Genomic DNA, 8,988 nt, shown 5'->3' with positions numbered 1-8,988 from the left:
AGGTGAAAGCAAATGACTGTGATCGTCAGGTCGTGTCGGCATATCGGGCAAGGATACCGCGCGCCTCATCGGCCGTTTCAGGATGCTTCAGCGCATGCGCGAGCGTGGCTTCAAAATAGCCGGTTTTGGAGCCGCAATCGAACTCCTCGCCTTCGAACTCATAGGCATAGAAGGCCTGGCTCTCCATCAGCCGGACCATGGCATCTGTCAGCTGGATCTCGCCGCCCGCGCCTTTGCCCTGATCTTCAAGAAGCCCGAAGATCTGCGGCTGCAATATGTAGCGGCCGGTGATCTTGAGCAGAGACGGCGCGTCTTCTCTTTCCGGTTTCTCGACCATGCCGCTCATTTCAATCAAACGCCCGTCACGCGATTTCGGCGTAATCACACCGTAAGAAGAGACCTGCTCCTCGGGCACGGGATTCACGGCTATGACATTCCCGCCGACCTTGTCATAAGCCTCGACCATCTGGGCCAGGGCGGACGGTTTCGCGCGAAGGATGACATCCGGCAGCAGCACAGCGAACGGCTCGTCGCCAACGATGTCCTTGGCGCACCAGACAGCGTGCCCAAGTCCAAGCGGCGCCTGCTGACGGGTAAAACTCGCTGCGCCTGGCGGAAGCTTGGTGCGCTGGACATCCTTCAGGATTTCGGCTTTCGACGCCTTGCTCGCGAGCGTATGCTCCAGCTCGAAGGCCTCGTCAAAATAGTCCTCGATCGCGCCCTTGCCACGCCCTGTTACAAAGACGAAATGCTCGATACCCGCCTCGCGGGCTTCGTCGACGACGTATTGGATAACCGGCTGGTCGACGACAGGCAGCAGCTCTTTGGGAATGGATTTGGAGGCCGGCAGGACGCGTGTTCCGTGGCCGGCGACGGGAAGAACTGCCTTTCGGATGTGCATATGGTCTCGTCCTCTGTTGCTTTTGTCGGCGCCACAATAGCGGTTTGCGGCGCATTGGCCAGAAGCGGACTACCAGATTCCGAGAAAGAAAAAGACACCCAGTATAGCCGTAATGCCTGACGATGCCGCCAGGATGCGGCCCATGTCGTAGACCGAAGACACCTTGTTTTCGCCGGAGATCGTCTTGTGCAGCTGCTCTTGCAGCTTGCGCGCAGGAGACGGTGCGGGCTCGACGCGTTCACGCTCATTCGCATCGGCCACATTTGTACGCGCTTCAGCCGCTTGCTGCTCGGCTTCTCCAGCTGGAGTAGCGATGGTCTGAAGGTCTTGGGGATTGATCTTGCGTTCAGCGGACATGGCGGGCCTCTTTGTCTTGGGCTGAACTTGCCATACCCATCCCTAATGAAGCGCTAAACGGGCCGCTGGAATTTGATCTTTCCCCCGTGTTTTCAGACGGATGAGCGCGGGCATAGAATCGGAACCATCCATGATTTCCGGAGTCCAGAAACAGTACAATTCCGGTACATTTTCGGGCTAATTGGAGAGCACAAAGCCGCCAGCGTCATTTTCGCGCACGCCGAACACGGTTTCGAGGAGCTCGCCCGTCAAAATCGTCGCCGGAGGACCATCGGCTATGAGCCGGCCCTCTTTCAGGACAAGAAGTTGGTCACACACAGATCGCGCTAGCGAAAGGTCATGCAGGGCAAGGCAGACAAGTTTGCCCTGAGCGGCTTCCTCGCGCAGCGCGGTTAGCATGCCCAGCTGCTGGGCGATGTCGAGCGATGCGAGCGGCTCATCGAGTAGGAGATTGCCCGCGCCAACAGCCAGAAGCCGGGCCAGGTGAACCCGGGCCTGTTCACCGCCCGATAGCGACAGGACATGGCGTCCGGCGAGACCGGCAGCGCCTGCGCGCGCCATAGCACTGAAAACCAGGTTACGGTCGGCCTCTCCCAGCCGGTCAAACCGCCCGCCGCCCCAGGCATGGCGGCCGAGCGCGACGACGTCCTCGACCAGAAGGTCCCAGCTTAGCTCGCGGGTCTGGCTGAGCCAGGCGATCCGGCGGGCGCGTTCCAGGCCGGTGAAGGCGGCGAGTGGCTTGCCGTCCAGCCACACGCTCTCGGGGGAAGCGGGCAGCAGCCCGGCCAACAGCCGGATCAGCGTAGACTTGCCTGCCCCGTTGGGGCCGACGATGCCGATGATCTGATCGCTTTCAAGCTCTGCCGAAAATGGATGCAGCGCGGTGCGGCCATCGAGCGAAATGCCAGCTTCGGGAATATCGAACCGGATCATAACCGACCCCGCGTGAGCCGCGCTGAAATCCAGATGAAGACAGGCGCCCCGAACAGGGCCGCGGCAACACCAAGGCGTAGTTCGCGGTCGAATGGCAGGAGGCGGATGATGAGGTCGGCGCCCATCAGCATGAGGCCTGCGAGCAAGGCCGATGGCAGGAGCAGACGCGCCGGGTCGGATTTCACGAAGGGCCGCAATATGTGCGGCGCGACGATGCCGACAAAACCGATGGCGCCGGCCAGAGCGACGCTTGCGCCCGTGAGCAGCGATGTGCCAGCGATGACAAGTGTCCGGGTCCGGGCGGGGTCCGCGCCAAGGCTTTTGGCGGTTTCCTCGCCGAGGCTGAGCGCGCGCAGGCCGGGCCCGGCCATCACGGTCAGCGGGCCGCCAATCGCCATGGCGGGCAGCACGAACCAGATATCCGGCCAGGCCCGGTTGGACACAGAGCCAAGCAGCCAGTTCATCAAATCCGCGAGCGAATAGGGATTGGGCGCGAGGTTGAGCGCGAGCGCAATGAAGGCACCCCCTGCGCTGGACAGGCCGATGCCAACGAGAAGCGTGCGCACAGCATCGCCCTTCCTGCCGGACGCGATGAGCAGCAGGATCACCGCGAGGCCTGAAAAGACGATGGCAAGCAGCGGCACAGCGAACCAGCTGACGGCCGCAAGGCCGAAGTAAAGCGCGATGACGGCGCCGAGCGAGGCGAAGGCTGAAACGCCGAGCACGCCGGGTTCCGCCAGCGGATTGCGCAACAGGCCCTGTAGCGCGCTGCCAGCGAGGCCGAGACTGGCGCCTGTCAGAAAGGCAGCGACCGCGCGCGGCATCCGGATCTCCCAGATGATGAGACGGCCTGCACCCGGCTCGCGCATCAGGCCCGCCGCGAAATCATCAACGGTGAGGTCTGCCGTCCCAACCCGCAACGAGACGAGCAACAACAAGAACGCGAGCGCCAGAAGGACCAGGCTGAGCCGGCTCATCGCAGAGCCTCGGCGACATTGCGGGCCTCATCGGCGACGAACCAGGCTGGGCAGGTCAGGCGCGACTCGTCCATCTGGATGGTTTCGGCATTCGCGAGAATGCGTTGCATGGCCGGATGGCGGCTGAGGCTCCAGTTCGAAGCGGTGTCTTCATCAAATCCAAAGAAGGCCGACAGGACTCGCTCCGGCGGATCCTGAACGAGCTTTTCGAGCGGCAAGGTTACCCAGCCCTGCTGGCTGACGGCGTTCTCTATACCGGCGGCCTGCATGATGGCGTCGACCATAGTCCCCTGCCCCGCCGTAACACCGCCGGGGGTCAGGTAAAGCGCAGACTTGCCGGTTTCAGGTGCATTGAACTCCAGCTGTTCGATGAGCGTGTCGGCCCTCTCATCCTGGCCTAGCGCCGCGCCGATCTCGCGCGTGACGCGGGCTGCGCCTTCGAAGTCTGACGCATAACCAATCTGGACGGTCTTGATCCCGAGTTGTTCGTAAAAGCCGAGCGCTCGAGCATCGCCGCCCCAGCTTCGCACGACAAGGTCAGGCTGTAGCGCGACGACATCTTCGGCGAGCGCTCGCACCTGCGGCAGGCCGTCTGCCTTGTCTCTCAGATGGCTGAATGAGCGATCAGCATGCGGCGAGACGGCGAGGATCTGGTCGCGGTCGGCCAGGCCCATCACGAACTGGTCGGCGCAATAATCAAGCGAGACGACGGTCGGCTGGCTCTCGCCAACCGCCGCGCCGCCAATAAGGAGCGCCAGACAGATGAGCCCGCACCCCTTCATCTGAGCTTCAGCCCGATAAATCCAGCCGCGCCGGGCGGGGCATAGCCGAACACGTCGACGGCTTCTTCGTCCAAAAGGTTCTCGCCGCGCAGGGTGAGGCTGACCCGGTCATTGAGCGGCCATTCCGCGCTCGCCGAGACCAGTGTGTAGGCATCGAGCGTGACGCGCTCTGAGGGAACCACACCGAAGTCGAAATCATCCTGATCGCCGATATAGTCGAGCGCGGCGCCATAGCGCGCGCCGTCCTTTTCCGGCTGCCAAGAGACAGACAGGCTGGCAGTGATTTCGGGCACGCGGATTTCGTCGGCCCCTGTGTCATCTTCGGACGTGAAGTGCGTGACCTGGGCGCGCAGATTGAACCGTTTCCTAAGCTCTGTCTCGAACGCTGCCTCCAGGCCGGAGCGCCCGCTTTCGCCGGCCCGGTTCATGGCGGTTGAGGTGAAGGCAGCATTGAACGCCGTATAGATTTCGTCCTCCAGATCAGCCTCGAAATAGGTGATCGAGGCTTTGGATTTGCGCCATTCCTGATCATAGCCGATTTCCCAGCTGGTCGAGGTTTCCGGCTGGAGGTCCGGATTGCCAACAAAGGTGCCGGGATAGAAGCCGAACAGCTCTGTGAAGGTCGGGTTCTTGACGCCGCGCCCTACCGAGCCGCGCACGCGGCCGCGGAAGTTGAAGGTGTAGGATGCGCCGGCCCGCCAACTCGTCGCGTCATCGAAATCATCGCCATTGAAGTCCTGACGAAGCGAGGCATTGGCGTTCAGGCCGCCGAGCCGGAAACGATACTCGCCGGCCAAACCGACTGTCTCGAAGCTGCGCGACTGGTTCGGGTCTCCGAAAGCGAGGTCTGTCGAGGCGCGCTCATAGTCTTCCTGTTCATAATCCACCAGAGCGCTGAAGACCTGAGCGAAGATGTTGCCGGGCTTCTCGATGGACGGGCTCCAGGAAAGCTTGGTCCGTTCGCCGCGCGTCTCATCTGTGAAAGCGCCATCGGCTTCATTGGTGCGCGTTACCGTGTTGTAATTGGCGCGGAAGATGTGGTCGACAGGACCGGTCTCGCCGGCGAGCGCCGCGCCGAGCAGCCACTGGTCGCCATCGGTGGTGCGGTCGGCATTGTCGAGACGGCCATCGAAATCGAGGTCGGGATCGGTCTCGACATAGGTCGAGCGATAGGAGGCGAGCGTGGAAACCTCCCAGTCTTTTGCGAGGTCTGTGTCGCCCTTAATAAGGGCCGACCAGTTGCGCGAGCCATCTGTCTCTCCATCGAGGCCGGCTGTGTCGATGCCGTCCGTGCTGAAGGCCGAGACACCGGCCTGTACATTGATACCGCCAAGCTCGGCGCCGGTTCCTATCGCGCCGCGAAACGTCTCGCGGCTGCCCGCTTCGATCTCGCCGCGCAGGTCCGCCTCGTCACTCGTATACAGTCCGATCACACCGCCGATGGCATCGGAGCCATAGAGCGAGGACTGTTCACCGCGCAGGACTTCAACACGCGCGATGCCGACCGCCGAGAGGAGGCCGAAATCGGTCTCGCCGGTGACAGGATCTGAGAATTCGATGCCGTCGAGAAGGACAAGCGTGTGATTGGCTTCGGCGCCGCGCAACCGGACCTGCGTCAGCCCGCCGACATTGCCCGAGCGCGACACGGCCACGCCTGGCACGGCGCGCAGTTCGTCTGCGATATAGGGCGTGTTGCGGATAGCGAGATCGGCCTCGTCGAGGACGGCGACGTCTTCGGTCAGCCGCGCATCGAGCACAGGGCGAAGGCCGGACACGGTCACAGTGTTGAGCCGTTGTTCGCCGACCTCCTGGGCCGAACCGATAGAGCACAGACTGAGCGCCAGCGCGCTGGTGATTATAAATTTCGAGGTCATCACGACACTCCTTTTCAGGCCGGTTTACGACGGCCAGATCACAAAATGCCGGAGGGGTTGTCCGGCGCGATGTGTCGTGAAACGGAGGTCTCTCCGCCTGCCAGTCCGCTATTCCCGGCGGCGGGCAAACGACGTGACGGCAGGTCTCCTGACTTTGCGGATCATCGCGCCTTTGCCGCCTTCCCGGATTGCTCCAGTGGCTGTGTGGCAAAGGGCTAGCCGCTTACAGTTGCGGGTACAGCGCCGGATTTTCACCAGCTTCCCTTTTCACCCGCCTGTGTAGCGGGCACCGTCAGTGACAGGCTTTACGCTGGCGCGGCGTATCTTTCAAGCTCTGCCAGAGCATTGTGCAATCTGTGAATTTTCTTCAGCTAAGTTGGATGCGCGGGCGGAACACAAACACCGCTCTGATAGTCTATTGACTGAACTGGTAGATCGAAGGGGTCTCGATGACGACCAAGAAACCCGGCAAGTTCGCCTGGATGGCCCGCCTCCGGGTGCCTGTGCTGATCCTGCTTACAGCCGCAGCGCTCTGGGCGGGCGCGACCTATGTCTGGAGCGACCACGACCTTGCCGACGATACGCTGATACTGGTCCGATTCCTGGTCATCGGAGCCATCGGCTGGGCGGTCACATCGCTGGTCGATCTGGCCATCCACCGGCGGATGTCGAAGCTCGAAATCGACACCGAGGACAATTTCGAAGCGCGAAAATCGGCGACAAAGCTCGATGTGATGCGGCGGGTGATTGTTGTCATCGGCGCGATTGCGACTCTGGCTTGTGCGCTGGTTGTGGTGCCGTGGGCAAGGCAGCTCGGCGTATCGCTGCTCGCCTCTGCGGGTATTGTCGGTATCGCCGTCGGCCTCGCCGCGCGGCCGGTCCTGTCCAATCTCATCGCCGGCATCCAGATCGCCTTCACCCAGCCGATCCGGATCGAGGATGCGGTGGTGGTCGAGAATGAGTGGGGCTGGATCGAGGAGATCGATCTGTTCTACGTCGTGGTACGCCTCTGGGACCGGCGCAGGCTGGTTGTGCCGCTGACCTATTTTATCGAGAAACCCTTTCAGAACTGGACCCGCAAATCCGGCACGATCATCGGCACGGTTTACTGGTGGCTCGACTATCGCGCGCCCGTATCCAAGATGCGGGAAAAGCTCGAGGAGATCGTCAAGACGACCGATCTCTGGGACGGCGATGTCGTCAATCTACAGGTCTCGGAAACCGACAAGATGACGATACAGGTCCGCGCGCTCGCCACCGCCCGTACCAGCCCGCGCGCCTGGGATTTGCGCTGCTATATCCGCGAGCAGATGATCAATTGGCTACAAGCCGAGCATCCCGAAGCTTTCCCGCGCCTGCGCGCCCGCGCCGAAGTCGCCGCCGACGAACCGATCGCCGTCTCAAGTGCCCCGCAGGAGCATGAGATCGCGCTCGGTGACCAGTCGCTGGACGGGACAGAACCGCTGCCGGAGGATCATCCGGACGCGAAGGGCTAACAGGCGGACGGTCTTTGCTTTCCCGTTTACGGGGGAGGAAAGACCGCAAATAGACCTAAAGCGTACTCACGAGATGCCCGCCATCGACGACGATGGTTGTCCCGGTCATGTAGCTGCCGGCGTCGGACGCCAGCAGAAGCAGCGCGCCAGCGAGCTCCTTGTATTCGCCGAAGCGGCGCATGGGCACGCGTTTGCGCATCTTGTCGCCCGGTTCGCTTTCGAGAAATTCGTCGTTGATATTCGTCTTGAAATAGCCGGGCGCGATGGCGTTGGCGCGGATGCCGTAGCGCGCCAGTTCGAGCGCCATGACGCGCGTGAAATGCTCGACCGCCGCTTTGGAGGCCGCATAGGCCGCAATCGTGTGCTGCGGGCGGCGCGCTGTGATCGAGGCGATGTTGATGATCGAGCCGGGCTGGCCCGCTTCCATCAGCGCATTCGCGCCCGCCTTTGCCACGCGCCACACGCCATCTAGATTGGTGTTCATGACAGCGCGCCAGTCTTCCTCAGTCATCTGCGTGAACCAGTTATCGCGGGATATTCCGGAATTGTTGACGATGATGTCGCAAGGGCGGCCCAGCTCATCGCTGATACGTGCAAATGCCGCGTCTACGCTTTCAGGCTCATTCACATCCATCGCCACGGCCAGCGCCCGGCCGCCGCCGTCGTCGATTTCCTTCGCGAGCGCCTCCAGCTTATCCAGCCGGCGCGCTGCGAGAACGACCTCTGCGCCTGCCGCCGATAATGCGCCCGCGAAGCTTTCACCCAAGCCTCCGGACGATCCGGTTACAAGTGCCACTTTTCCCGAAAGGTCAAACAATTCCATGCCTCAAAACCTTATTTCCTATTGCTATTACGCAAAATTTTTCCGATCACTCGCCCCATGAAGCTCAGTATTCTCAAAGAAACAAGTCCGGGGGAGACGCGTGTCGCGGCAACCCCGGATTCGGTGAAGAAACTGGTTGGGCTCGGGCATACCGTCACTATTGAATCTGGTGCAGGCACTGCAGCAGGCTTTCCCGACCCGGTTTTTTCAGATGAAGGCGCCACCATCGCGAAGACGGCGGCAGCCGCGCTCAAAGGCGCCGATGTCCTGCTCAAGGTGCGAGGTCCGAGTGCTGAGGAAGCGGCAAAATACCCTGATGGCCTCACCGTGATCGCGCTGTTCAACCCGTTCGCCATGGGCGACCTGCCAGCCGCGCTGAACAAGAAGAAGCTGACGACGCTCGCCATGGAATTCACGCCGCGGATTACCCGCGCACAGTCCATGGACGCGCTCTCCTCGCAATCCAACCTCGCCGGCTACCGCGCCATGATCGAAGGCGCGCAGATCTATGGCCGGGCCATGCCGATGATGATGACGGCAGCCGGCACAGTTGCGCCAGCCAAGGTGTTCGTCATGGGCGCCGGTGTTGCCGGCCTCCAGGCCATCGCGACGGCCCGGCGTCTCGGCGGTGTCGTGACAGCGACGGACGTTCGCCCTGCCGCCAAGGAACAGGTCGCCTCGCTCGGCGCGAAGTTCATCGCGGTCGAGAATGACGAATTCAAGGAAGCCGAGACCGCTGGCGGTTACGCCAAGGAAATGTCGGATGACTACAAGGCCCAGCAGGCCGAGCTGACAGCAAAACATATCGCCAAGCAGGACATCGTCATTACCACGGCGCTGATCCC

Annotated in this window: 9 protein-coding genes and 1 riboswitch; of the genes, 2 read left to right on the top strand and 7 right to left on the bottom strand. The window is 62.0% G+C overall.

The annotated features are described in order from the left end of the window. Nucleotides 1-25 precede the first annotated feature (25 nt). From galU to WA989_RS15605, 6 genes are all read right to left on the bottom strand, one after another. Nucleotides 26-901 (bottom strand): UTP--glucose-1-phosphate uridylyltransferase GalU, encoded by an 876-nt coding sequence (galU, locus tag WA989_RS15630; RefSeq protein ID WP_424341408.1) that lies wholly within the window; start codon nucleotides 899-901, stop codon nucleotides 26-28. A 69-nt stretch (nucleotides 902-970) separates the two neighbouring features. Then, nucleotides 971-1,258 carry a hypothetical protein gene (locus WA989_RS15625; protein ID WP_424341407.1) on the bottom strand — a complete coding sequence of 96 codons (288 nt, stop codon included), beginning with the start codon at nucleotides 1,256-1,258 and terminating at the stop codon, nucleotides 971-973. A 177-nt stretch (nucleotides 1,259-1,435) separates the two neighbouring features. After that, on the bottom strand, nucleotides 1,436-2,191 hold the full coding sequence (locus WA989_RS15620; RefSeq protein ID WP_424341406.1) for an ABC transporter ATP-binding protein: 756 nt from the start codon (nucleotides 2,189-2,191) through the stop codon (nucleotides 1,436-1,438). Next, nucleotides 2,188-3,168: a FecCD family ABC transporter permease gene (locus tag WA989_RS15615; protein ID WP_424341405.1), complete on the bottom strand. Its 981-nt coding sequence runs from the start codon at nucleotides 3,166-3,168 to the stop codon at nucleotides 2,188-2,190. Before WA989_RS15615 ends, WA989_RS15620 begins: the two co-directional genes overlap by 4 nt. Continuing rightward, nucleotides 3,165-3,950 (bottom strand): ABC transporter substrate-binding protein, encoded by a 786-nt coding sequence (locus WA989_RS15610; RefSeq protein ID WP_424341404.1) that lies wholly within the window; start codon nucleotides 3,948-3,950, stop codon nucleotides 3,165-3,167. The genes WA989_RS15615 and WA989_RS15610 overlap by 4 nt, the downstream gene beginning before the upstream one ends. Beyond that, nucleotides 3,947-5,824 (bottom strand): TonB-dependent receptor plug domain-containing protein, encoded by a 1,878-nt coding sequence (locus tag WA989_RS15605; protein WP_424341403.1) that lies wholly within the window; start codon nucleotides 5,822-5,824, stop codon nucleotides 3,947-3,949. The genes WA989_RS15610 and WA989_RS15605 overlap by 4 nt, the downstream gene beginning before the upstream one ends. Before the next feature lie 122 nt (nucleotides 5,825-5,946). Beyond that, nucleotides 5,947-6,133, bottom strand: a riboswitch (cobalamin riboswitch). A gap of 140 nt (nucleotides 6,134-6,273) precedes the next feature. Here WA989_RS15605 and WA989_RS15600 point away from each other — a divergent pair. Then, entirely contained in the window at nucleotides 6,274-7,320 is a 1,047-nt protein-coding gene (locus WA989_RS15600) for a mechanosensitive ion channel family protein (RefSeq protein WP_424341402.1), read from the top strand. A gap of 55 nt (nucleotides 7,321-7,375) precedes the next feature. Here WA989_RS15600 and WA989_RS15595 read toward each other — a convergent pair whose 3' ends face one another. Then, nucleotides 7,376-8,143 carry an SDR family NAD(P)-dependent oxidoreductase gene (locus tag WA989_RS15595; RefSeq protein WP_424341401.1) on the bottom strand — a complete coding sequence of 256 codons (768 nt, stop codon included), beginning with the start codon at nucleotides 8,141-8,143 and terminating at the stop codon, nucleotides 7,376-7,378. A 57-nt stretch (nucleotides 8,144-8,200) separates the two neighbouring features. Between WA989_RS15595 and WA989_RS15590 the strand changes: the two genes are divergently transcribed. Beyond that, a partial coding sequence (locus tag WA989_RS15590; RefSeq protein ID WP_424341400.1) for an NAD(P)(+) transhydrogenase (Re/Si-specific) subunit alpha occupies nucleotides 8,201-8,988 on the top strand: 788 nt, incomplete at its 3' end.

Source organism: Henriciella sp. (assembly GCF_049649345.1).
Taxonomy (GTDB): Bacteria; Pseudomonadota; Alphaproteobacteria; order Caulobacterales; family Hyphomonadaceae; genus Henriciella.
The sequence above is the reverse complement of the archived record's forward strand: the minus strand, read 5'-3'. Positions and strand labels throughout refer to the sequence as shown.

What these genes read in the sequence shown, in the direction of transcription:
- WA989_RS15620 (WP_424341406.1), bottom strand. Translation starts at nt 2,191, where the DNA reads ATGATCCGGTTCGATATTCCCGAAGCTGGCATTTCGCTCGATGGCCGC.
- WA989_RS15595 (WP_424341401.1), bottom strand. Translation starts at nt 8,143, where the DNA reads ATGGAATTGTTTGACCTTTCGGGAAAAGTGGCACTTGTAACCGGATCG.
- WA989_RS15600 (WP_424341402.1), top strand. Translation starts at nt 6,274, where the DNA reads ATGACGACCAAGAAACCCGGCAAGTTCGCCTGGATGGCCCGCCTCCGG.
- WA989_RS15615 (WP_424341405.1), bottom strand. Translation starts at nt 3,168, where the DNA reads ATGAGCCGGCTCAGCCTGGTCCTTCTGGCGCTCGCGTTCTTGTTGTTG.
- WA989_RS15610 (WP_424341404.1), bottom strand. Translation starts at nt 3,950, where the DNA reads ATGAAGGGGTGCGGGCTCATCTGTCTGGCGCTCCTTATTGGCGGCGCG.
- WA989_RS15625 (WP_424341407.1), bottom strand. Translation starts at nt 1,258, where the DNA reads ATGTCCGCTGAACGCAAGATCAATCCCCAAGACCTTCAGACCATCGCT.
- WA989_RS15605 (WP_424341403.1), bottom strand. Translation starts at nt 5,824, where the DNA reads ATGACCTCGAAATTTATAATCACCAGCGCGCTGGCGCTCAGTCTGTGC.
- galU (WP_424341408.1), bottom strand. Translation starts at nt 901, where the DNA reads ATGCACATCCGAAAGGCAGTTCTTCCCGTCGCCGGCCACGGAACACGC.